Source organism: Mesomycoplasma ovipneumoniae, assembly GCF_038095975.1.
GTDB lineage: Bacteria > Bacillota_I > Bacilli_A > Mycoplasmatales > Metamycoplasmataceae > Mesomycoplasma > Mesomycoplasma ovipneumoniae_C.
Genome location: NZ_CP146003.1, coordinates 781,322 through 806,708 on the forward strand (window position 1 = coordinate 781,322; position 25,387 = coordinate 806,708).

Sequence of the window (25,387 nt, forward strand, 5' to 3'; positions counted from 1 at the left end):
ATTTTGATGATGTCAAATTGATAAAGCAACTATCAAATTTTTAGACTGGATTTACACAGCCAATATTCTTGCTGGTGGTAAAAGAATGCCAACTTGAGACTATATAATATTAAAAAGTGATTATTTTTTACTTTTTGGTTAACAAAATGAAAATTTAATAGAAAAATATAGCAATACTTGCATAATTATTTTGTTATAATTTTATTTGCTTACTACTTTTTTAATAAAAAATAGGAGAATATTTGAAAGTAAAATTAAAAATTTTCATAGGTTCTAGCATGATACTAGCTCCTATATCTTTTTTGGTTGCTTGTAAAGTTCAAAGTAATAATGATGATAAAATCCTTTTTAAAGCTTCTCAAGGTTTGCCAAGACCATTTATGCAAGCTTTGACAGGAAAAAATCAATTGGTAACATATTATAAAAAAATCTTGAAAAATGATCAAGATTTTTTGGCACTTAAATCTCAAGTTAACCAAGAAAATCTTAAAAAACTAAAAAAATTAGAGCAAAAATATTTGCAAGAAATTAATATCCGACAAAACAAAAAAGGAATCAGTGTAAAACAAACAGACAGTAGTAAGATTCACTGAAATCCTTATTTAAAAACGATCAATTTAGAAAATTCAGTTATTATTTGGCTGAAATCAATATTGAATTTTCTTAAATCACAAAATACTAGACTTGTCTGAGAAACTAAAAACAAAAGTATAGCACAAATTTCTAACAAAATTAAAGATGGCTTAGTTCAAAATACTGGGCTTAAAAATCCAATGATTACTAAAAGCAATAAAATTCTAGAACAATTGACGGTAGTACAAAATCTACTTATTAGTCAAAAAAGTCTATAAAAATAGACACTTTTTATGAAAAATGATTAACTTATAAGGTTGGCTAATGACAAAATTTGAAATGCTTTCTGTCTTTTGAAATACTAGAGTTGCCTTTATTGAGTTTTTAGGATCACTGCTTTTAATATTTTTCTTTTTGACATCAAAACATATTGTACATCAACTAAAGTCAAATATTTTTGTTTCAAGTTTTCTCTATACTCTTTCGTTTTTTTCAGCACTTTTTATCGCGCAAGCAACTTCTGGATTTTTATCAAATTCAGATATTAAACCCTTTTTAATACCACAAATTGTCATATTTGAATCAATTATCAAAGGCCTGACAAATTCTTTTACAGGAACATTACTTTATCAGGGTTATTTTTACATTTTTGGCAGTCAAATTTTAGGCGTTATTTTTGGTTATTTGGCCTTCTTTTTATATACAAAAATGGTGAAAAACATCACAAAATATAAAGAAGATTTTCACAAAATAGTTATGGTCGAAAAAGCACCTAAAATTGTTACTTATTTACAAAAAGAGATCTTTTTTGGTTCATTATTTGTCTCTATTTTAATGAGTGTTCCAAGAATTCCTTTTAGCGCAAATTTAACTTTATTTGATCATCAGATTGTTTTATTTATCTTGTTGCTATTTTTCTTTATTATTAACACCAATACCGGTTTTATCAATTTTAATTTATGGTCAACTTTAGTGATCATACCTTACTTAGCAATAAGAAAAGTTAATAATTTTAATATTAGACTTTATTTGTGGCAAATCATTATTAACGTACTGACAACTATTTTAATACCTGCGATTTTAAGTCTAATATTTTTAGGCATTGCCAGTTCTTCAAACTTAAGTTTCAATTTATAAAATCTAACAAAGGAAAGAAAATGTTTAGAAAAAAATACAAAAAACTATTTTTAGGTGTACTAACTTCTGCTTTGTCCGTCTCAGTTGTTATTTCTTGTGGAATAACCAATGACGCTAATGTATTTACGAGTTCTACTAATTTAGAGTTAAACAAAAACAACCCTTACTATTCAATTTATGAGCCACAATTTAATATTGATTTGTTTAAAGCGAATAATTTAGAACAATTTTTAACAGCAGAGTTTGCTAAAGTGCCTTATCAAGTGCAAAATTCTAACTCCAAATTAATTAACATTAATCAAGACTTTCAAGTATCACATATTTCAGACTTACAACAAATTAATTCTAGCAATCAAATAGTTCAACCAACTGTTGAAAATAATACTTTAACTTTAGATCAAGCAAAAGTTGAAATCAAAAATTTCAAGCAAAATAAATTGGCAAATCGCTTTATCAAATTAAATTTAGATGTGCAAGGCCTAGAATCCAAAGCTAAACAAATCAATATGGACTTAAATAATTTCTATTATGAAATAAACTATAATCAAATTCAAGAAAATAATGATGACACAAGAATTTTAGATATTCCTATCACTATTAGATATTATAATGCCGATGACAAACAAAACCCTTATAAACGAGAAAATTTCATTACAATTTATAAACAAATTAGTGGTTTTGCTCCAAATAAAGCAAAGCAAGATAATATTAATAAAGCCAAAATGATTAGTAAAATTAACTATAAAAATAAGGCTAATGTTTCTATTTATAGCGCTCTAGAAAATTTAAATTCTAAAGAAGAAATCAAAGGTGAGACTGATACTTTAATTAGAACTAAATATCTTGATAAACAGCTAAAAAATATTGATTTGTTTACAGTAGAAATTCCTGAAAATACTAAAAGTCAATATTATCTAAAAGATGCAAAGCTAGGTGAAGATCTAAAGTCTATTTTAGTTACTGTTGTGACAACTACAGGCAGTGGACAAAATGCTTACAGTACAGAAAAAGTCTATAAAATTAAAGACTTTAAGCAACTGGATCAACAAGAAGTCCAGCAACTATTTAAAAAATATCTAAAAGTTCAACTCAAAGGTGGAATTAGTTTTTTTAACTATGATTTTGCCAATGTCAATAAAGATGATTTTGTAACTAATTTTGATCAAAATAGCTTTTTTGATATTAAAATTAATATTTTAGAAAAAACTAACGATACTAGTTTAGCTCCATACACAACTAAGGCTAAAATTAGCTTTAAATCAAAAAGTTCTATTTTCCAAGATTTTGATATTGACGATTTTAATATTGGAGTGCCAAAATTTGTTCCTTTATTTGATTCATCAACCTCATTATTAAATAAAAATCAAATTTTTTCACCTTATAATGCTTCAGTTTATATACCAGAATTAGAAAGAAGAAATATTGGCGAAATCAGTAACAGTATTAACGAAGAGAGTAAATCTTTTGTGACTTCTGGTGGTTACAAAGAATTTCGTACTTTCTACACTGATAATAAATTAACTCAGGCCGTTCACTATGGTGAAGATGTCTTAGTACCAAGTGGTCTACCGCTAAAAACTTTTTCAAAATCAAAATTACTAGGGGCTTACTACTTACCAAATCAAGGGGCCGCTGAAGGAATTGGAACTACCGTTGCATTACAAGTTGATGTTAAGGACTTAGAAATTAGCCAAGAAATTAAGGACAAATATTTGCGTAATGTAGATGCTGTTGTTTTCTTTTTTATCCACCTAGACAATAATACACTTTCACTTTTAGGTCAAACAGCACAGGTTGAACAAGGTAATAAAAATACTTCAAGAATAGCAACTTATCTAAAAGATGCTAGTCCGATTAATCCAAAAGAATTAGAAAAAAATACTACTTTTGGTACAATTGGACAAATGACTAACAATGGTGGTTGATCACCGCACGTTCACATCGAAGCTTATCCAATTCGATATGAAATCAAAAATGGTAAAAAAGTATTTGCCGAGAAATTTTTAAATCAGAAATATTTGCTTGAACCACAAAGAAATATTAGAATAGCACCAAACCGTATTAATAAATATATCAATGTAGACGAGCAAAATAAGCAAATTATTAGCTTAACCAGTCTTAAAGCTGCGGGTGTACAAATTGATCAAAGCAAAGACATTAACTTAGTTGATAATAGTGGAAAAGATACTAAAAAGCTTGACACACAATTTAAGGGCTATAAAAACAGAGATTACACTAAATCAATCGAGGATTTATTTATTAGAAATCAGGCATTAGATCCAAATATATTTTTCCAATTTCGTGATGATAAATCCTCGCGAGTAAGACTGGATAACTTATTTACAAAGGCAAAACAAAATAGTTAAAAACTAAAAGATAAAAACACAAAGTTCGCTGTTGAATTTTTATCCCGAGTTCCCCGTTTAATGTGATAATCTTAAAAAAGTGTCTGTTTTTTGGGCACTTTTTTAACTTTTTTGGCAAACCCAGAAAAAATAACTATCAAAGCAAAAAAACTAAATTTTAAATCTACCACTCATGAATCCAAAATCTACTTATTGATAAAATAAGGCAAACTAAAAAAGGCTAAATTTTAACTTAAAAGCAAAATTATGAAATGTTTAAACTACCTTTTTTAGTTAAAAGCTGACAAAAACAATAAAAAAATACAACTACTATTTAAACTCAATGCAAATAGAAAACTCGTTTTTATTTAAATTGAGCCTAAAAAAACATATGAAGTTTTGAAAGAACAATAACCAAAATCCTTAAATTTATAGATTTCTAAACGGGTAAATTTAAGACATTCCATCATATTTAAAAATATAATGGATAATTCGAGCTAACTGATTTTTTTATGCAAAAAACATTACTAATTCCCCCTTAATTCTAATTTCAAAATTTATTAATTATTCTTAGTGACTCAATTATAGCAAAAAATTTTTTTAAACCAAACATTTTTTTTTCTTTTTGCAAACGGTCAACTTTAAAATAATAAAAAGCCCCTCTGGCTGAAACTCAAAGGGGCTTTTTATCTAAAAACCCACAAATTCGTGGGTTTTTAGCTTCAAATTTTAAAGAAAAAGTTATGAATTAAGGTATTTTGAAAAATCAACTTTTTCAAGGATGGCGATTATTTCTTCTTTTGATGTAGCTTTAATAATTTTGTCAATATTATCAACATCTTCAAAAGCGGCAACTATTTGGGGCAGGGCAACTGCGGTGTGAATATCAGCACTTGTTGCTCCAAGAGTTATTAAAATTTGAACAGGACGGCTGTCTTGGTCAAAATAAAAAGGCTTATCAAAAACCACAAGTGAAAAACAGTCTTTAAATACGTCTTTTCCAGCTTCAGCATGAGGCATTGCCAAAAAAGGTGCCAATATATAATAAGGTCCGTGTTCGATTGTTGAGTTGACTATTGACTCAACATAATTTGAGCTTATTAAATTTTTTTCAATAAGCGGCTTGCATGAGATTGCAATTGCTTCTTGCCAAGTTTGGGCTTTTTGATTAATTAAAATTGAATCATTCTCAATTAAATTTGTGAGTAAATTAACTGACATAAGATTTTCTCCTAAATCAAAAAAAGATAAATCTAAACAAGTTGCTCAAGAACTGGACTTAGTGCGGTTTTAATTTCATTTTCGTCCATTAAATTAGTTACACCAACAATTTTAGCTTTTTGGTTTGGATTAAACTCACTAACAAGATGTTTTGAGGCGATAATTATATCTACTGAATTGGTTAGCCCTTTTGACTGACCCATTGAAAGAGCCTCAACAGAAGCTTCAACCCCTAATTCCTTTACTATTTTTTGAACTTTCAACTTAATTATCATTGAAGTTCCCATTCCATTTCCACATGCAGCAACAATTTTTAATGACATAATTACTCCTTTTTTTAGTACAAACAGACAAACAAAAATAATTTTTAATGCTATTTTAAAATTATATAACAATTTTGCAAAAAGCAAATAAAAAAATCTCTTGTGTTTCCCAGTTTGATGGCAAAAATTCACTTTTTATTGAATAAAAATATGCAAAAAATACCCGGATTTACAGGTATTTTTGATGTAAAAACCTTAATTTGATTATTTTAAATTTAACCCTCTACAAAAAAAAAAAAAAAATGTTTGGCTTAAAATAAAATTATGTTATAATAAATCTCACTAAGAATGAATTAATAAATTTTGTATTGAATTAAGGGGGACTTGTTATGTTTTTTGTCTAAAAAAATCAGAAAACGCGAATTATCCATTATGTTTTTAAATATAATGGAATGCCTTAAATTTACCCGTTTAGAAATCTTAAAAATTTAGGGATTTTGGTTATTGTTCTTTCAAAACTTCATATATTTTTTTAGGCTCAATTTAAATAAAAACGAGTTTTCTTTTTACATTGAGTTTAAATAGTAGTTGTTTTTTTTATGATTTTTGTTGTTTAGCCAATAAATTTATTTTTGCCAGTGTCTTAAAATAGGTAATTAACTTTTGCCAAAAAAGTTAAAAAAGCCCACAAAACGGGATACTTTTTAAGATTATCTCATCAAACTGGGAAGCTCGGGTATTTTAATTTTACAAAAAAGCGAATAAAAAAATCCCGGTTTTTGTTAGAACCGAGATTTTTTATACAAAAAGTATAAAAATTTGAAAAACTAAATAATTAGGCCTCTTTTTGAACTAAATCAACATTGACTTTGAGTAATTTTTGCAGTCATGTTTTTTTAGTTTGTTTTGTTGAGTCAACGCCTTGGGCTAAAAGAATTAGGCCAATCATTCCAACAAAAACAGTAATTCATCCTAAAACATAGTGGAATTGACCGATAATTAGACTAAGTCCGAAGAAAAGGTTTCAGTCACCCATTCCTAAAAATCCGGTTGTAACTGGATTTTGAAGAACTGGATTTCCAGCATTATCTTGAAGAACAGGAATTCCAACATCGACAATATTTTGCACCAGTTTTAGACCAAATGAAATTACAATAATTTCAAAAAATCCTATAATTGCCGGAACAATAAAGGCTGCTCTTCAACCTCCAGAGGCATTAGCATAAACTCCCATTGCTCCTGAGTTGAAAAATAGTGTAATAAAGAGTGGAATTGCAACTAAGGAATAATTATTTCCTGGAATTGCAGCAAGTCCGACAGTAATAAATACGGCCAAAAATTGTCCGAAAACGCCGCCAAGGAATCCGTAAGTAACGGCATTAATTGAAAATCCATAAGTAGCGGCAATGTCAACAGCAACAACAGCACCAGGAATTACTTTTTCAGAAATTCCATGGAAAGACTGTTGTAATTCAGTAACAAACATTCGAACACCAGTCATAATTGCAATTAAGGCAGCAATCATTCTGAGTACTCCACCAAAAATTATGAGAACAAAGTTTGCGCCACTATATGATCCATTTCAAGTAGCTCCGATTTTCTCTGCAGCCCCAGTAAAGCCACTGTAAGTAGAATTAATGGTACTTTCTAATCCATGGTATCCAATAATTATCGCAAATAAAATTGCAAAGAGAAATAGCATAATTATTGTTTGGGTAAAAATATTGTCTTCAAAAATTTTGAGTGACTCAGGTAGTTTACGATTTTCAGCACTGTGTTCTTTGTTTCCAAAAAAGCGACCCATTTTGTAGCTAGTAAATAAAGTAAGCATTTGTTGGTGACCAACGGCAAAACCAGCATTTTGGGTGACAAGGTTAGTTATTTTTAGCGTTGCAACCGATGAAGTTGCCCAGTAAATTCCTAAAAACAGACCTGAAATAAGTACAAGTCCGACCTGAGATCCGGTAGAAATTGCCCCATCATCAAGAAGCGGAATTGAACGGAATAAAATTACATATAAAAGTGCGGTAACAATTGTTGACTGCTGGAGCATAATATGTCCGGTAATCACAATTGAATTTGTGTTAGTAAACCTTTTTGCTAAAACCATTAAAATATTAACAATAAAAGCAGCAATGAAGGTGAATGATGCTAAGGTAAGAAAGTTATTTGCTTTTCCAAAGCTTGTTTGAAGAAAATTCTCAGCAGAAGTCCAACCTAAATAAGGATCAAGCGGAACAACACCACCGGATTTAATATCTCCAATTGCGCGAAAAACTGGAGCAGCCAGACCAACTAGAATACTTGCTCCAATTCCTAAAAGGAAAACTCCAATAGCTGTCTTGAGCGCCCCAAGAAATGCATCGCGACCACCACGGCCTAAAACAAGATAACCAACAAGAACCAAAGATCCAAGCAAAAGTGGATTTTGTCTTAAATAGTTATCAAGATAAACTACTCGAACAAGAAAAACCAAGGCGGTTGAAAAACTCTCGCCATTATGACCCATTCGAACACCGAGGGTGATCCCGATAATTAAAAGGTTAACAAACAAGAAAATAAGTAGGCCAAAAAGTAATTTATTATTTTTTTTACTAAGCGACATTTTATTTCCTTTCTTAAAATTTTTTTAAAATTTTAACTAATAAATAGTTATTTAGAATTTAAAATCGCTAGATTTTAAAGGTTTTTTTGAGTTCCAATATGTACTCAGGAAGAATTGACGGATCAAATTTTCGCGGCTGATCAAAGGTCAATATTTCCGCTGGATTGTTAATCAAAATATCATCAATTGCTTCTTGACTAACACCAACTTGTCTTAAAAGTGGAATAAACCGATCAAAAAGATAAGCAAATCCATGGCTCATTTTCCCTTTTAGCATTCCGTAGTTTTTTTGATATAAAACCCGTCCTGCATCAAGCGATAAAGTTATATGCTTTTGGAGACCAAGATCAACTAGGTATTTAATGTTTTCAGCCAGAGTTGCATCAGTATAATACTTAACACGATCAGGACCATCAAAACACAAAGTTACACCTAATTCCTTAATTATTTTTGCATAATAATATTTATCAGGATTTTTATTTAAGTGTGAAAGTTGAATTTTACGCGGATTAGCGCCAAAATCAATTAAATATTTAGCGGCCTCATAAGCCATTGTTCCTAGTTGGGTGTGAACCAAAATTGGCGCACCGGTTTCAATTGAGGCTCTTGCGGCAACTTCGAGTGATTTTAATTCCAAACGATCAATCGCCCCATAACCTGTTCCGGCTTTAATTATTCCTGCTTTTGCCTTTGAACGTTTAACAACTGGGCCAGAATAATTATACTCATCCATTCCTTGGGTTATTTCGGCAACAACCATTTTGGTAATTTCATCAGTTGGAACAAGCGCGAGTCAGGAAGCGCCTTTGTCATAAAAAGCGGCCTTATGAAAACCGGTGGACATAATAATATGAACTTTACCAGCTAATTCCTGGGCGATTTCGAGCATGCGATAAACATCTCTACCAACATTTGGCGGGTCCATTGTTACCAATGTTTTCCCGCCACGAGCTGCAAATTCGAGTGATTCGGCAATTGCAGCTTCGTTTGAAAGCATCACAAAATCAGGGTGTTCATGAGCTTCAGGACCATAATTTTTAATTAAATGGTCATGACAGTCAACGACCCCTAATTCTGAGGGACAAATATCTCCTAAAACAGTTCTAGAAAATTTTTCCGTATTTTGCATTAAAAATTTTTTTCCTTTCTTTAGTTTTAAAGTCAACACTTAACAAATAAAATTTGTTTTTAAAATATATTTTTTATTATACCACTTTTTTAACGGAATGTGAAAAAAGCAAAACAAAAAATGTTTTGCGATTATAAATAACTATATTAAGCTTCGTTAAGCTTCTTTGAAAATATAAAATCCGTATTATTTTAACAAAAAAATAAAAAATAAAAACTAAAAATTTTTGGAATTTTCCTGAGCTGCACAGTTTGATGGCAAAAATTGACTTTTTATTGAGTATAAATATCAAAAAAATACCGTTAAATTCGTGTTTTTTGACAGTAAGACCTTAATCTTTATTATTTAAAATTACCCTTTTGCAAAAAAAAAAAAAATGCTTTGTCAAAAATAAAATTATGTTATAATAACTCTCACTTAAGAATAATTAATAAATGAATATTAGAATTAAGGAGGAATTACTTATGTTTTTTGCCATACTAAAATCAGATAGTGCGGATTATCCATTATATTTTTAAATATGATGGAATGCCTTAAATTTACCCGTTTAGAAATCTAAAATTTATGGCTTTTAATTATTGTTCTTTCAAAACTTCATATATTTTTTTAGGCTCAGTTTAAATAAAAACGAGTTTTCTATTTGCATTGAGTTTAAATAGCAGTTGTATTTTTTTATGATTTTGCCAGTGTTTTAAAGTAGGTAATTTACTTTTGCCAAAAAAGTTAAAAAGCTAAAAACCGGACAATTTTTTTAAGATTACCTCACCAAACTGAGAAACTCGGGAAAATATATAAAATGCGTATTATTTTAAGAAAAAAATAAAAACTAAAAATTTTGCGAATTTTTAGTTTTTACAAGCAGCAGAATTTCTATTTTTTTTAAAATTACCGCTAATTTAAGTTTTTATTGATTAATTAAGGTTAGTAATTTTTCAGGAGTTTCGGCTTTACTATTTTCGAATTTTGTTGATTCAATTAGTGAATCTGTAATTGTTGCCGAAATTTTTGCTTCTTTAAAATTACCATTATCACTTAGAATTTTAACTTTGGATGCATCTTCTTTAAAAGCATTAAGCATTGATTCCATTGAAATTATAACTGATCTGAGATTTGCCATTTTTTCATACAAACTTCAGTCGATTTTTTTAGCATCTTCGCCAACTAGTTCAATACTTTTTTTGTTATTAGATTCAAATTCAACAATTTTATCATAGTATTCTTTATATTTTTTCTTTACTTGTTCCAATTTTTCTTGAGTTACAACCGCTTTTGTAGGAAGGAAATAACCAGTATTTTCCATTAAATAATCAGTATTATCGACCATTGTTCCGGGTTTGTCAATATCATTTTGACCAGTAAAGAGTCATTCTAAAAATTTAATTGCTGCTTTATTAATTTTTTCTGTGTCAGTTTTAATTGGAATTAGGGATGATCCACCTGAGTTATAGACAAAAAATTGAGAATCTTTGCGTGACTTTAATGGTTGGTTTGTTGTGAATACGTCATTAAATGTTGCAAAACCTTTGGCAAGTTCAGAGTTGCTTTTTGCGAATAAGCTACGGGTTGTTGCTGTGTCAATTGATTGCTTAATCCCAACTCCAGGAACATAGCCAAAAACGGTACGATATTGAAGAATATCATGACTTCCTCATTCACCAATGCTGTCTTTTTTCTTAAAGTTTTTAAACTGAAACGCTTGCAAAATTTTGTTTTTTTGACCTACTTTTTGTTCGATTTTTTTGTTAGTTTTTGTAAATTTTTCGTAAGTTTTTTTAAATTCATCTTGCAAGGATATATCTGTCGCAATATTAAAAGTTAAATCTTTACCTTTTGCTTCTCAGAATTTTTTACCTGATTTTGAAATAATATTTTTGTGGAAAACTAGACCTGAATAGTCAATATCAAAAATAGACGCATTTTCTGTATTTTCATCAATTTTTGCATCAGCTTTTAATTTTACACCGTCAATAAATTTAGTTGAAAACTCAAGTGCTTCTTCAATATTTGAAAAAGTATCATAATTTACGTTTAAATCTTTGAAAATTTCGGCAGATTTTACTTCAAGATTGCTAAAAAAACTGTTTGCAGGAGTCGAGTTTCCTTTTTGAGCTGATTCTTGTGCTTTTTTGTAAATTTCGGCTGACTCATCAACTTTTCCGCCACCTTTTTTTACTAAGTCAAAAATAATCCGTAAATTATCAAGGTTAAATCCAAGTGCATCAACATCATTTACGTTAAAAGGAATGTTATAAAACTTATTTTCGCCAAAATTAAATGAATTGTATTTTCCTACAATTTGATCAGTGAATATTCCTGGCTTCAATTTATCACTTGTTATTTCTAAAAGTCGATTACGTTCTTGTAAAACACTCGCAGTTGAAGAATCCCCTAAAACAATTGATGGAAGTTGATCTGAATTTGTGTCCAGTAATTTTTTAATGTTTTCGGTTGTTTGTTGTTGAGTTTTTGCTTTTGACTCAAAATCCAAAACAAGTCTAACTGGCGCAAAATCAGGATCATCTTTAAACTTTTGGTTGTAATAAGGGATTAATCCTTTTTGATTTTTGCCATAAACATTAAGTCCAAAAATTAATGGTCAAAAAGGACCTTGACTTGTTGTCATAACAACTTGAGTTTTTGGATCAATTGTATTCTCACTTACTCCACAAGCACTCGCAACTAAGAAAAGACTTGGAGAGAGAAGTAATAAAGGTTTAAAAAATTTTTTAAAATTCATATATTTCTCACTTTTTCTAATTTTATGAAATTTTTTTCAGAAATATCAATAATTAAATATTAGTTATTTATAATTTTAATAAAAATAACTATACAACATTTACAAAAAAAATTTTGAAAAAAAGGTAAAATTTTTTAATATGAATCACTTAACAATTGCTATAAGTATTAAAAACCTTATATTTTCGTATGATAAAAAGGCTTTTCTTAAAATTAATGACCTCGAAATACCAGCAAATAATATTATTACAATTTTAGGACCCTCAGGTGCAGGAAAGTCCACTTTCCTTAATATTTTAGCAGGTTTTTTGCCAGTAAAGACAGGTATTGAATACCATGAAAAATTCAAAAACTTTGGCTATATAATGCAAAAAAACAACTTATATGAAGAAATTTCTGTAAAGAAAAATCTTTGGATTAGTGCTAAAAATTCGCCTGAATGAACCTCAAAAGTATGAAAATTAAGCTGGGAAAATTTCAAAAAAGATAAAAATAGTCAAGATTTTAGCGACTCTCTCGGAAATTTGCTTTCAAACAAATCTACTTTAGGCGTACAAAAGGTTATAAAAAAATTCAAATTTTACTTTTATATATTGAAAAATATAAAATTTTATATTTTTTTCCTAAAATTTAGAAAAAAATATTTCGAAAAAGAAGTCCTAAATGTGTTAAAAGCCTTAGAAATTGACGACATTTTTTTAAAAAAAGCCAAAAATATTAGTGGGGGTCAGCAACAACGCGTGGCTTTTGCAAAATCAATTATAAAAGGGGATAATTTAGTTTTAATGGATGAACCTTTTTCATCACTTGATGCAAAAATTAAGGAATCAACTATTAAATTATTACTTAAAATCAAACAAGAATTTAACATGACAATCGTTTTAGTAACTCACGACCAAACTGATGCAATGAAAATTAGCGACAAAATTATTCTTTTAAATAAAGGGGAAATTTTGCAATATTCTAATCCAGAAGAACTTTTTGAAAATCCTCAGTCTATTTTTGCTGCAAAATTTATTGGAATGCCAGAAATCAATTTTATTGAAAAAAAGGGAGAAATTGAATATTATATCCGTTCTAAATACATTAAAATTTCATCAACATCTGAACCAACAAATGGAAAAGTTTTTTATAAAAAAAATATTGCAGATAATTTTTATTACCAAATTCATGATAATGAAAAAAATATTGACCTTGAAATTATAAGTCCTATTGATATTCAAGGCCAAAATGTAAAAATAGAATATAATAAAGATAAAATTTTTGCTTTTGATAAAGGCGGAAATCGTGTTAATGGTTAATAAAGAGTCCATAAAATCAGTGTTTTTTCACAAAAATACAAAAGCAATCTTACTTATAGGTCCACTTTTTATTTTTCTTTTTATTTTTTCAGTCTACCCGATTCTGGATTCATTATTTAACTCTTTTAATGTTGGATCTGGCCAAAATACGCATTTAGGATTTGACAATTTTAGACAATTATTTGCAAAATCAAATTTTAATGACGCACTAAGAAACAGTACTTTATTATTTTTTATTAGCTCACCGATTGCACTTTTTCTAGGTTTTGTTATTGCAATTTTGCTCTCAAAACTTAAGAGTAAATTTCTTAGAATGTTAATAATAACTGGACTTTATTCCCAGTTTTTTATTTCATCTTTTGCAATCGGGACAGCTTTTTCTTTCCTTTTTGGTCAAAAAAATGTCTTTGCAAAAATGCTCAATCTAAATTTTTCATTTGTCGGCGGAGACAATAAAATTGATTTAATTTGACTATATTTAATTTATCAACTCTGAAGGGCAATCCCTTTTAATTCAGTGCTTTTTTTCTTTGCAATTTCGAGCATTCACACAAAATATCAAAAAAATTTACAAATTGACAGAATTAACCTAAAAGATAAGATTTTTAACCTTTATTTTAAGGAAATTGGCAATCAATTTTTAGTTATTGCCTACACAAACTTCATTTTTGCAACAATGCTATATCCAAATGTCATTACAGGCGACATAAATTTGGATCTAAATAGAGGCCACACTCTTGCTTCATATATTTTATCTTCAAGCGATAATTCAGGACTCCAATCTGCCGTGAGTTTAATGACTTTCTTTTATCTTATAGCAGTTTTTTCAACTTTTATTATTTTTAGACCAAAAACATGGAAAAAAATAGCAAAACTTATTAAAAATAAAAGGGGTAAAAATGTCATTAAAATTTAATTTAAATAGTTTTTTTCTACAATTTTTGCTATTTTCCTTTTTAATAATAGTACTTATTTTTTTCTTGTTTCCTTTATATTATTTAATTGTAAATGCTTCGCTGCCTAATGAATTGCAAGATAATCCTAATTTGACTTTGAAAATAGGCTCAAATTTACTTGAGAACTTTAAAAATTCTATTAATGATAATTTTTGAATTGGAATTACCACTTCAATTTTAGTAATTATGCTCATTAATTTTTTTAGAATTCTCCTGTATTCACTAGCATCTTTTGGACTTTGAATGGCAAAAAAAAGACTGAAATTAACGTTTATTTCTCTTTTTGTAGCAATTTCTTTTATTCCGGAAATTAGCACTTATATTCCCCTTGCAAGAATTCTAAACAGCAATCAATTAGTAACAAATTCGCCAGTTTTTGCACTGACAGTTAACCAAATTTTTTCCTTTTTTAACTTTTTTTACCTTTATAAAAGTATTAACAAAATTGATAAAAAGCAACTTTTACTTGCAAGAATTGACAATTTATCACTGTTTTCAAAGATTAAATTGATAATTTTTCCAAAAATAAAAATTTCCTATTATTTATTAATTATTTTTACAACAATTCAAGCTTGAAACGACTTTTTATGACCAAATTACATTTTTTCAAACCGCTCATACCAGACAATTTCAACTTGATTTCAGTATTCAGGTCAAAGTAGCCTTGGATTTTTGCAAAACATTCAAGCAGCAGGCTCACTTTTTACAATAATTGTTCCGTTATTTTCTTATATAATTTTTTCCAAATTTATTAATAATGCAACGGCAAACAATATTAAATAATTTTGAAAAATGCAAAAAATTATCACAAAAGAAGCTGTTTTTGAATTAGAAATCAAAAAATCTAAATTTATTTCTTATAGTTTTCTAGTAGAATCAAAGGAACACTCAGAAGCGGTACTAACAAAAATTCAACAAGAAAATAAACATGCAAGTCATATTGTTTATGCAGTTTGTTTTGATTTATATAATTGTAAATTCAGTGATGCAAACGAGCCAAAAGGTTCAGCAGGATGACAAATTTTTAACATTTTAAGAACAAAAAAAATTACTAATTCATTAATTATTGTTGTCAGATATATGTACGGGGCCAAATTAGGGCTAGGTCTGTTACAAAATAGTTACAAAAAAGCGGCAATTGAAGTCTTAAATCTTAGTTTGGTTGATGATTTTAAAATTTCTTATCACTATTTGTGCGAAGTTGACTTGGAAAAAATGAACTGGGTACTTCAATTAATAAAGAAAAATGGCTGTACAGTCCAAAAAAAGGAATTTGGGCTAAAATTAAAAATTGAATTTAAGTGTCCTTTAAAATTAGAAGAAAATTTTGAACTTAACCTTAAGGAAATTATAAAATAATTTGTTAAAAAAATTATTTTCTGAGTTTGACAGTTTGATGGCTAAAATTCACTTTTTAGTGAATATAAATATGCAAAAATACCGCTAAATCCGGGTTTTTTGACCTAAAATTTTAATTTTTATTATTTTAAAATTAACCATTTGCAAAAAAAAAAAAAAAATGTTTGGTCTAAGAAAAAAATATGTTATAATAACCTTCACTAAGAATAAATTAATAAATTTTTAATATTGAATTAAGGGGGAATTAGTTATGTTTTTTGCATGATAAAATCAGAAAATGCGAATTATCCATTATATTTTTAAATATGATGGAATGCCTTAAATTTAACCGTTTAGAAATCTATAAATTTAGGGCTTTTAGTTATTGTTCTTTCAAAACTTCACATTTTGTTTTTAGGCTCAATGTAAGTAAAAACGAGTTTTCTATTTGCATTGAGTTTAAATAGTAGTTGTATTTTTTTATGATTTTTGTTGTTTTATCCATAAATTGATTTTTGTCAGTGTTTTAACTAAAAAAGCTAGTTTAAATATTTCATATTTTGCTTTTTAAGTTAAAAAAGCACGGAAAACCAGACAGTTTTTAGGATTATCTCATCAAACTGGGAAAGTCGTGGAAAAAAAGAATTTGTACTAAAATTAAAAATTGAATTCAGCCATCCTTTAAAATTAGAAGAAAATTTTGAGCTAAATCTTAAAGAAATAGTAAAATAATTTGGTTGAAAAAATTTTTTTATATTAAAATATACACAATATTAAAAAAGCTATCTAGGTGCAAAGATGATTCAAATTCGTAACATCACAAAAAGACTCGGAACAAAAATAATTTTAAATAACATTAGTTTTGATATTCCAACTAATAAATTAACGTTCATTTCTGGTCAATCTGGTGTTGGAAAAACGACGCTTTTGCATATTATTGCCAAAATTGCCAAAGCTGACAGCGGGCAAATTTCCTTTTTTGATAAAAATCAACAAGTTTTAAAAAACCCAAATGTTGACATTTTTTTTCAAGATGTCAATCTTATTGAAAATATTTCAGCTATTGACAATGTTCGAATTGGGACAAGTATTTTGGGTTATAAATTTAAACAAGATGAATTTAGTAAAAATGCAAATTTTTTAAATCTTGACCAAAGTGTTTTTAAAACAAAAATGGAAAATCTCTCTGGTGGTGAAAAACAAAGAATCGCAATTCTTCGTTCTCTAAATCGGGGTTCAGAATTTATTTTGTTTGATGAGCCAACTGCCGCACTTGATAAAGAAAATGAGCAAATTATCTTTGAAAAAATTAAGCAAATGTCAAAAAATCACACAGTTGTGGTTATAAGCCATAATACTGAAATGATTCACAAATATGCTGATCAAATAATTTTTTTACAAAAAGACAAGCCACCAATTATTAAAATTAACGACACTAATATAATAGAAGACCAAAATTCTGAACAAACTAGCGAAACTAAACATAAAAAAGTTGCAAAAGTAGTTCAATATAAGAATAAATTAAATATTTCGCCGATTTTTGTTATTGCTGATATTAGCAAAAAATTAACGCTTAGTATTTTAATTATAATAGCTTTTTTAGCGGCCGTATTTTCGATTAGTTTTGCTTTTGAATTAAATCTTGGAACGGCAAAAGTCGAACGGCAGCAAAAATATACGCTCTCACTTGACAAAAACTTAATTGAAAAAAAATCAAATGCTGCTTTTAACCAGGATGAAATTAAAAAAATTAGTGAGCTTGAATCAATCAACGCGCTTGTTGCAAATAGGCCAACGACAAATATAAACTTGCACTATGAAAATCGAAAAATTAATCTTAGAGATGTTGATCAAGTTGAAATTAATAGCTTTTTCAAAAACAGAATTGAAAATGATCTTGTTAATTTTGAAGGAAAATTCATTGAAAATTCTCGGGAAATTATCCTTTCAAAATCAGCAATTGACATACTTAAAATTGAAAATCCAATAGGAAAAACAATTCATTTGGTTTATGATTCTAATAAAGAAATTGAGGAAAATCAAAATAAAATTGAACTAAAAATTGTCGGAATTAATAATGGAATTAAAAGTTCCGTTGCCAGATTAGATACTTTTAATTTAATTAGTTTTCCATCTTTTATTAGCACTCAATCAATTAAAGATCTTGAAAATTTAGTTAAGCAAAATACAGTTGAAGAAAACAAAGACCAAAACCCTCAACTTTTTAAGGAAATTAACTCCTATATTCCTAGTGAAAATGCCCAAAGCTCCGCGCTTGAACCATTCAAAATTCCGCTAAAAAACACAAAAGTTTTCCCGCAAAACAATCTAGAATTAATAACTGGAACATTTCCAAGAAAAGTCGATGAAATTCTACTTTCAACAACAGCAATTGATTCAAATGCTAAATATAAATTAAAAGTTGGCGATATAATTCAAACAAACTCACCTTTAAATCAAACATTTAATTTACTTGTTGTTGGAATTTTTGACTCGCCAGATTCAGAATTATATTATCACGAAGATGCCAAAGAATTTTATACCAGGTTCCAACCAGCCAATCTTACTGCTTATTTAACAACAACTGACGAACAAAACAACCTTGATTTAGAGGCAAAAAATGCTAAATTTGACCTTAGAATTACTCCACCTTCAAGCTTAATTCGGGTAATAACTAGCCAATCTTTAGCGATTATTTCGATAGTTAACAAAGTTACTTTTGCAGTGTTTATAATTTTTGTTATTATATTAATTTCGTTCATTTTAGTTTATGCCAAAACAATTTCTGAATCAAAACAGAGAATGATTGGAATTCTAAAATCGCTTGGTGGTTCGACTTTATTAACACTTTTTTATCATACTTTAAATATTGTTTTGATATCGATTGTTGTTCTAATTTTAAGTTTTGTAATCATTTTCCCGTCAATGGAATCGATTCATATTTTAATAGTTGGCAATGATTTTCCTGCCGCTTCTCAAGAAAATTTAGCCCTGATTTTATTATCCTCTTGAGCCGGACTTTCAGCTGCTTTTATTCTAATTTATGTTTTAATGTCGTTAATTACTTACAAAAAGACCACTCAACAGTTATTAAAATAAAAATGAAAGGTGTAAATGCCTTTCATTTTTTATTTCTTTAATCCTGAGTTTATCAATTTGATGGCAAAAATTCACTTTTTAGCGAATATAAAAATGCAAAAATACCGGTAAATAAACTAGGACAAAGAAAAGTAACACTAAGGTGTTGGCTTTTTTTGTCCGATTTTAGGAGGAGGCTAACACCAAAAGTGTTAGCTTTTTTAAATTTTCAAATTCAACAAAAAGGAGAATACTAATGTCAAGACACTTTAAAAAGGACGAGTTTGATATGATTTATAAAATTTACAATGAATTTGGATTAAAACAAACAATAAATTATATAAATGATATTTCGCCAGATACAAATTTTATAACCAGAGATCAACTAGTTCGAAGAATCAAAAAAATTATTAGATATTATAATAATGGTATGCAAGACCAATTATTAGATAAAAAGGGTGCAAGGAGAAAGCCAGGGAGTGGCAAACCTAAAAAACAAATTGAACCCGATTGAAACGAATTTACAAAAGAAGAATTAATAGAAATAGCTAAGAGATATTACGAAACCAACAAAGATAAATCAAAATCAGGAAAACTTAGTGAAGCCAAAACACTAAATATTCCCTACAGCAAATCTGCAAAAATTTTTAATGTATGTAGACAATCAGTGGCAAAATCTAAAACTAGAGTTATAAAAGTAAAGGAGCACAAAAATGATGCAATAATTAAAAAATCCTTTCTTGATAACAAAGGTAGATACGGTCGCCTAAGGTTGAGTGCTTATATTTATATAAAATATAATATTTACATTAACCCTCGAAGTCTTGGAAGACATTTAAAAAGATTGAATTTAGTATGCAAAATTAGAAAACGAAGAAGAAAGAGCGAAATTAAGAACACCAAATTCGCACTGCCGGATATTGTTAAACGCGACTACAATGATAAATTAAATAGAAATATTTTTGCTACTGATGTTACATATATAAAAGCTCCCAGAGATGTTAAGGAAAACCATGTATTTTTGTCTGTAATAATTGAGCATAAAACTAAAAAAATCAGAGATTTTAAATTATCTATAAACAATGATCTTAATTTAGTTATGGATAATATAAAGACATTTAGGTCTATTGATAAAGATTTTGTTATTCATTCAGACCATGGATTTCAATACACTTCAAAAGTCTATATTGACAAAATAAATAAAATGGGAGGAACTGTTTCGTTGTCTCGCATAGGAAATTCTTTGGATAATAGGGAGGCTGAATATTGATTTTCAATTATAAAAAGTGAATGCTTAAACGAGTTAAACTATAGCAAAATAACTTTTGAAGATCTGAAAAAAATAATTGCAGATTATATATTTTGATACAACAATTATAGAATTCAATCGATTTTAAATTGAAAAACACCACAGCAATATGCTATGATGTTATAATAATATTAAACTGTTACTTTTCTTTGTCCTAGTTTAAAATCCGTGTTTTTTGAGCCAAAATCTTAATTTTTATAATTTTGAAATTAGCCTTTTGCAAAAAAAAAAAAAATGCTTGGTCTAAGAAAAAATTATGTTATAATAAACATCACTTAAGAATAATTAATAAATTTTGATATTGAATTAAGGGGGAATTAGTAATGTTTTTTGCATAAAAAAATCAGAAAATGCGATTTATCCATTATATTTTTAAATATGATGGAATGCCTTAAATTTAACCGTTTAGAAATCTATATAAATTTAGGGCTTTTAATTATTGTTCTTTCAAAACTTCACATATTTTTTTTTAAACTCAATTTAAATAAAAATGAGTTTTCTATTTGCATTGAGTTTAAATAACAGTTATATTTTTTTATGATTTTTGTTGTTTTATCCATAAATTGATTTTTGCCAGTGTTTTAAAATAGGTAATTAACTTTTGCCAAAAAAGTTAAAAAAGTGCCCAAAAAACCGGACACTTTTTAAGATTATCTTATCACACTAGGAAACTCGGGGTGTAATTGCCTTTCATTTTTATTTCTTTAACTTTTTAAGACCATAAATTGTTGAAATATCTTCTTGTCAGAGCATAAATTTACTTTTTTTGGCAGATTGTTGGGCTTTTAAAATTTGGTCAATTAAACTTTTATATTCAGGATAATAATAAGTTTTTTTAGGATTTTGATATTGGGCATAACGATGAATTGCAAGACCTTCGCTAACCATTTTGATATTAATAATCTCGCCTTTTTCGTTTTTTAGAATAACAATAATCCGTTCATAGGGGTCATGCCCGACAATTTCAAATGAAATTCAACGATTTAAAATTAGCTGTTCTAGACGTTTTTTGGCTCTTAAACCATGAAATTTCATAGTTTTTACGTTAATCAAACGATTTGGACGGCTAAGTTCAAGTTCAGGAGTGTCAATCCCAAAAATTCGAAAACGCATACCGTTTTTATCGGTGAAAGTGTCGCCGTCATAAACACTTTTTATAAATGTTGTATAAGTTAAACCTTGTTTAATTCGTGAATTTTTAGAAAAAATAGGTAGTTTTTTTATTGGATTTAAGCCATCAGTTGGAACTGTTTTTTCTGAAATAATTTCTGAAAGATAGTCATAACAACTTGTAAGCGAAAAAAGTGGCAAAAACCCTGGAACTAATAGTAATTTTTTAAAAATTTTTGTGTCTCCCTTTTTTGATCTCGTTCTTTTATGGCGTTTCTTTTATCAACCTTAGTTTTCCCTTTTGCAAGTGCAATTTCGATTTTGATTCTACGGTTTTTTAGACCAACAAAAAGTGGAATAATAGTTAATTTTTGTGTAACTTTTTCTTTAAAAATTTTTTTTAACTCGTGTTTGTGTAATAAAAGTTTTCTTGAGCGATCAGTTTGACCTCGGGATCCTTTATAAGCGCTAATTGTTGCATTTGACAAATAAAGTTCTAAACCCTTAAAATAACAAAAAGAACCTACAAGCGATATATTTTTCGCCTGAACAGATTTAACTTCTCATCCCTCTAAGACAATTCCCGCTGTAAATTTGCTAATTATTTCATAGTCGAAATAAGCTCTTTTATTTTCAATTAAAATTTTCATCTTTGAACCTAAAAAATTATATAATTATATTCAAAATAATTTTATATAAAAAAAGGCAAAAATGATCAAAAAAGAAAAAAAAGAGAAAATTGACTATAAAAATACCGATAAAATAACATTTTTAGAGGAAGTTGACAAAAAAAGGGGGCTTAATCAAGAACAGATCCAAAAATCAAAAAATTTTTTTGGCGAAAACAGACTACCAAAAATTCCGGAAAAATCATTATTTTTCCGTATTTTATTGCAACTAAAAGAGCCTCTTACCTTAGTTTTAATTTTTGTTATTATTATTTCGGTTATCATTAGTTCGGTTTTTGAACATGATTTGCCTTTTTGAGCTAAATTAATTTCGTATCTTGAGCCAGTAGTTATTGCTTTAATTATTGCAATTAATGTTTTTTTCTCTTTGGTTCAAGAAACTAAATCAAAAAAAGCGATAGATGCAATTTCAGATCTTAACTCGCCAGTTTCAACACTAATTCGTAATGGAAAAAAAATAAGCCTAAAATCTGATGAGATTTTAGTAGGAGATATTCTTGAAGTTAGTTCTGGTGATTTAATTAGCGCCGATGGATTTGTCATTGAAAATAAAGAATTATCCGTATCTGAAGCAATTCTTACTGGTGAGTCAACGTCAATTTTTAAAGATGAATTTAAAAATTGGGATGATAAATCCGCAAAAGTTTACAGTGGAACAAGCGTCTTAAATGGACAGGCAAAAATTTTAGTCTCAGATGTTGGTCAGAATACTGAACTTGGAAAAATTGCTTCACTTGTAACAAAAACAGACGAATTAGAATCTCCACTTCAGAAAAAAATTGCTAAATTTTCGAAAATTATCACTTTTATTGCCGCATTTTTAGCAATTTCTTTCTTTTTTATTTATATATTTTTAGTTGAAAATGGCGATTTTAACCAGTCAAAACATGCAGTTATAATATCACTTTCACTAGCAATTGGCTTTATTCCCGAGGGTTTGATTCCGCTTGTTACTATAAATTTAATTATTGGTGTTAAAAAATTAGCAAAAAATAATGCTATTGTAAAAGATTTAAAAACAATTGAAACTCTTGGAGCCGTTTCAATTGTTTGTTCAGATAAAACTGGAACAATAACTGAAAATAAAATGCAAATTAAAGAAATTTATTATCACCAAATTGAATCAAAAAATTTCTGGACACAAGCTGTTTTAAACACAACCGCATATAGTTTTTTTGATAAGTCAGTTGAAAAATACTACGGTGATCCTGAGGAAATTTTAATTTTACAAAAGGCAAAAACTTTTGAAATTCAAAAAGAATCAGTTGAAAAACAACACAAATTTTTAGACAAAATTGTCTTTAGTTCCAAGCTCAAATTTTCAGCTACTTTTTATGAAATTGACAACAAAAAGTTTCTTTTTATCAAAGGGGCGCCTGAAATTATTTTTAAAAAGGCAGACAATTTAGACCCTATTTTAGAAGAAAAATTAACCCAAATGCAAAATTTAGGATACCGTATTTTTGCATTTGGATATCGTGAAATTGAAAATGAACTTCAACCTAATGAAAATCTAGAAAATTATGTAAAAAACATAAATATTTCAGGTCTTGTATGTTTTCAAGACCCGCCGCGAAAAGAAATTAAACCAATTGTCAAAGATCTTTTAGATGCAGAAATTAAAACCATAATGATAACAGGAGATAATTTCCACACTGCCGCAACAATTGCAAAAAATGTTGAAATTTTAGGTCCAGAATCACTTGCAACAGGGAACCCTGATTGAAAAAAAGATGACTTTTGACGTGAAAATGTTGAAAAATTCCACCTTTATTCAAGAGTTCAACCTGAAGATAAACTAGAAATTGTCGGCGCGCTACAGACAAAAAAACATGTTGTTGCTATGTTAGGTGACGGAGTTAACGATGCTCCTTCATTAAAAAAAGCCGATGTTGGCTTTGCAATGGGAATAACTGGCTCACAAGTTTCAAAACAAGTTGCAAATGTTGTTTTAGCCGATGATAATTTTAAAACTCTTTATCAAGCAATAAAAATTGGCCGTAATATTGTTGCGAATATTAAAAAACTGTTTGTTTTTTTACTAGTTGCTAATTTTTCAATGCTTTTATCAGTTATTTTTGCAACTTTACTTTTTAAGGAACAAATTTTTACATCGCTACAAATACTTTGAATAAATGTTGTTTCTGAAACTTTCGGGGGAATCGCCCTTGGTCTTACAAATATTTCAAAAAACGTTATGAATAAAAGCTTTTTAAACGAAAATAAATCACTTTTTAACAAAAAACTGATTTTTAACATAATGTTTTGAGCGATATTCATCTCATTTTTAGCACTGCTAAGTTTTTGAATCACAAATTCACAAACTTTTTCCTTTTTAATTATCAGTATTAGCCTTTCAAGTCTTTCTTATATACTTGCCGCCGATGAGAATATTTTTAAATATAAATTTGCAGATCTAAAATTTTTACACCTTGGTTTTTTAGCTAGTTTTACTTCAATTCTAATTGTTTCCTTTATTCCCGGAATAAATTTTGTTTTTTCCCAAAATGATTTTAGCAATTCAAACTATCTTATTTTAAAGAATAATTATAATTATCTGTTACTTTTAACAATTTTTGCACCGTTTGTATTAGACCAAATTTTAAAATTTTTTAAAACATACTTTAAAAAATTTTAATTAATTTTGATTTTTTCAACAATCAAGATCAACTGTGCTTTCGTCAAATTTAGATGGGTCTTCAATATTAAATAAAATATACAACATTGTTCGTTTTATGCGTGAATTAGTGTAACGTTTTGAATTAGTGGCACTCAAAAAACTATCTAAGTCAGGTTGGTCGATATGTTTTTTGAATAAATTTTCAATTCCTTCTTTTACTAGTCAAATTTTTCTTAGTGATTCAGGCGACTTTTGTCGAATAATTTCCTGAAATTTTGGATATAACAAGGCTAACGAACAAACTGGTTGGCTAAATTCCATTGGCGAAAACTGAGAAATTGACTTATTTTGGCTAATTAATTTTCGCAAATATGTTGCTGAAGCAAATTTTCCAGTTGGTGTTGTTTCATTATAATCAACAGTTCTTTTAAGACTATATGCTTGAATTGGGTAATTATTTAGCACAATTTGCTTAACATATTCAAATCCAAGAATATCATTAGGGTAAATAATTTTTTGCGAACTGATTTTTTCAAGGGCAATTGCTGCTGCATTTGGAAAAGAATTACCTAATTTTAAAGCTTTTTTGAGATAAATATTATATTCATCAATGTTATTTTTCCACAAATTTGCTAAATTATATAGATTTTGAACATCATTTGATTCTGATCCAAAAATAATTTTGTCGATTTTATGGTCAAAAATTAATTTTAGTGCACCTTGGGCAAAAATATGAGCGGCTTGACTTGTATATTCGAAAGGCAATCTAATTACAAAATCAGCCCCATATTTTAGTGCTATTTTCCTTTTTGTTTCAAAATTAGCGAGACTAATCTCACCACGTTGGGTGAAATTCCCGCCTAAAATTATGTAAATTTTGTCGTTAGGAAAGTTTTTTTTAACATACTCAAGCTGATAAATATGACCATTATGAAAAGGATTGTACTCAGCGATAATTGCAATTGCCATTTTTCCTC

General features: G+C 28.3%; 18 protein-coding genes. 10 read left to right on the forward strand and 8 right to left on the reverse strand.

All coding sequences use genetic code 4. The features are described from left to right. Positions 1-242 precede the first annotated feature (242 nt). Genes V3255_RS02700 through V3255_RS02710 form a run of 3 tightly spaced genes read left to right on the forward strand, consistent with a single transcriptional unit; the run spans position 243 to position 4,076 of the window. Positions 243-851, forward strand: a complete 609-nt coding sequence (locus tag V3255_RS02700) for a hypothetical protein (protein ID WP_333503593.1) — start codon at positions 243-245, stop codon at positions 849-851. A gap of 46 nt (positions 852-897) precedes the next feature. Then, the gene (locus tag V3255_RS02705) at positions 898-1,710 is read left to right on the forward strand and encodes an MAG4940 family membrane protein (protein ID WP_333503594.1); all 813 of its coding nucleotides are present in this window, start codon (positions 898-900) and stop codon (positions 1,708-1,710) included. Positions 1,711-1,730: 20 nt separating this feature from the next. Continuing rightward, complete coding sequence (locus V3255_RS02710; protein WP_333503595.1) at positions 1,731-4,076, forward strand: MSC_0775 family lipoprotein; 2,346 nt, start codon at positions 1,731-1,733, stop codon at positions 4,074-4,076. A 720-nt stretch (positions 4,077-4,796) separates the two neighbouring features. Here the strand turns inward: V3255_RS02710 and V3255_RS02715 are convergent. The 5 genes from V3255_RS02715 to V3255_RS02735 all read right to left on the reverse strand — a co-directional run bounded on the left by V3255_RS02715 (position 4,797) and on the right by V3255_RS02735 (position 12,010). After that, positions 4,797-5,276 (reverse strand): PTS sugar transporter subunit IIA, encoded by a 480-nt coding sequence (locus V3255_RS02715; protein ID WP_333503596.1) that lies wholly within the window; start codon positions 5,274-5,276, stop codon positions 4,797-4,799. 32 nt (positions 5,277-5,308) lie between these two features. Further along, positions 5,309-5,599 carry a PTS sugar transporter subunit IIB gene (locus tag V3255_RS02720; RefSeq protein WP_069099495.1) on the reverse strand — a complete coding sequence of 97 codons (291 nt, stop codon included), beginning with the start codon at positions 5,597-5,599 and terminating at the stop codon, positions 5,309-5,311. A 775-nt stretch (positions 5,600-6,374) separates the two neighbouring features. Continuing rightward, positions 6,375-8,144, reverse strand: a complete 1,770-nt coding sequence (locus V3255_RS02725; RefSeq protein WP_333503597.1) for a PTS ascorbate transporter subunit IIC — start codon at positions 8,142-8,144, stop codon at positions 6,375-6,377. 67 nt (positions 8,145-8,211) lie between these two features. Beyond that, complete coding sequence (locus V3255_RS02730; protein ID WP_044286188.1) at positions 8,212-9,273, reverse strand: phospho-furanose lactonase; 1,062 nt, start codon at positions 9,271-9,273, stop codon at positions 8,212-8,214. A 904-nt stretch (positions 9,274-10,177) separates the two neighbouring features. Next, the gene (locus V3255_RS02735; RefSeq protein ID WP_333503598.1) at positions 10,178-12,010 is read right to left on the reverse strand and encodes a P68 family surface lipoprotein; all 1,833 of its coding nucleotides are present in this window, start codon (positions 12,008-12,010) and stop codon (positions 10,178-10,180) included. A gap of 139 nt (positions 12,011-12,149) precedes the next feature. Between V3255_RS02735 and V3255_RS02740 the strand changes: the two genes are divergently transcribed. From V3255_RS02740 to V3255_RS02765, 6 genes are all read left to right on the forward strand, one after another. Beyond that, positions 12,150-13,310 (forward strand): ABC transporter ATP-binding protein, encoded by a 1,161-nt coding sequence (locus V3255_RS02740; RefSeq protein WP_333503599.1) that lies wholly within the window; start codon positions 12,150-12,152, stop codon positions 13,308-13,310. Continuing rightward, on the forward strand, positions 13,303-14,226 hold the full coding sequence (locus V3255_RS02745) for a sugar ABC transporter permease (protein WP_333503600.1): 924 nt from the start codon (positions 13,303-13,305) through the stop codon (positions 14,224-14,226). Before V3255_RS02740 ends, V3255_RS02745 begins: the two co-directional genes overlap by 8 nt. Continuing rightward, entirely contained in the window at positions 14,210-15,049 is an 840-nt protein-coding gene (locus V3255_RS02750) for a carbohydrate ABC transporter permease (RefSeq protein ID WP_337897087.1), read from the forward strand. The genes V3255_RS02745 and V3255_RS02750 overlap by 17 nt, the downstream gene beginning before the upstream one ends. 9 nt (positions 15,050-15,058) lie before the next feature. Next, positions 15,059-15,625, forward strand: a complete 567-nt coding sequence (locus tag V3255_RS02755) for a YigZ family protein (RefSeq protein ID WP_333503603.1) — start codon at positions 15,059-15,061, stop codon at positions 15,623-15,625. A gap of 777 nt (positions 15,626-16,402) precedes the next feature. Next, entirely contained in the window at positions 16,403-18,703 is a 2,301-nt protein-coding gene (locus V3255_RS02760) for an ABC transporter ATP-binding protein (protein ID WP_303438455.1), read from the forward strand. A 235-nt stretch (positions 18,704-18,938) separates the two neighbouring features. Beyond that, positions 18,939-20,117 (forward strand): IS3 family transposase, encoded by a 1,179-nt coding sequence (locus V3255_RS02765; protein ID WP_333503664.1) that lies wholly within the window; start codon positions 18,939-18,941, stop codon positions 20,115-20,117. A gap of 570 nt (positions 20,118-20,687) precedes the next feature. Here the strand turns inward: V3255_RS02765 and V3255_RS02770 are convergent. Continuing rightward, positions 20,688-21,302 (reverse strand): thermonuclease family protein, encoded by a 615-nt coding sequence (locus tag V3255_RS02770; RefSeq protein ID WP_333503712.1) that lies wholly within the window; start codon positions 21,300-21,302, stop codon positions 20,688-20,690. Between the two features lie 11 nt (positions 21,303-21,313). After that, positions 21,314-21,751, reverse strand: coding sequence for an SsrA-binding protein SmpB (smpB, locus tag V3255_RS02775; RefSeq protein WP_303438451.1), 438 nt, complete (start codon positions 21,749-21,751; stop codon positions 21,314-21,316). Between the two features lie 61 nt (positions 21,752-21,812). Here smpB and V3255_RS02780 point away from each other — a divergent pair, with 61 nt between their 5' ends. After that, a complete protein-coding gene (locus tag V3255_RS02780; protein ID WP_333503711.1) occupies positions 21,813-24,428 on the forward strand; it encodes a cation-translocating P-type ATPase in 2,616 nt (871 codons plus the stop codon). Here V3255_RS02780 and V3255_RS02785 read toward each other — a convergent pair whose 3' ends face one another. Then, entirely contained in the window at positions 24,429-25,379 is a 951-nt protein-coding gene (locus V3255_RS02785) for a nucleotidyltransferase (protein WP_333503710.1), read from the reverse strand. Positions 25,380-25,387 lie beyond the last annotated feature (8 nt).